A 247-nucleotide genomic window follows, 5' to 3' on the forward strand; every position below is an offset into this window, starting at 1 on the left:
CGAAGGTGTGGCTGGGCGTCATGCCGAAGGTTTTCTGCATCATGGTCGGGGTGATGACCACCAGCACCACCACGGCCGAGGTGAGCACGCAGGTGAGGATCCTCGACTACGCCTGGCGCTTCCCCTTCCTGCTCGGCGGTGTCTTCGGCGTGATCGGCGTGTGGCTGCGCCGCTGGCTCAACGAAACCCCGGTGTTCCTCGAAATGCAGGCGCGCCGCCAAGCCGCCGCCGAAATGCCGCTGCGCAC

At 66.4% G+C, this 247-nt stretch carries 1 protein-coding gene; it reads left to right on the forward strand.

What is annotated here, in order from left to right:
- Positions 1 to 247, forward strand: a 247-nt coding sequence (locus JEM65_RS21935; RefSeq protein WP_199603892.1) for an MFS transporter, incomplete at both ends; no start/stop codon positions are given.

This window comes from Gelidibacter salicanalis, from assembly GCF_016469035.1.
Taxonomy (GTDB): Bacteria; Bacteroidota; Bacteroidia; order Flavobacteriales; family Flavobacteriaceae; genus Gelidibacter; species Gelidibacter salicanalis_A.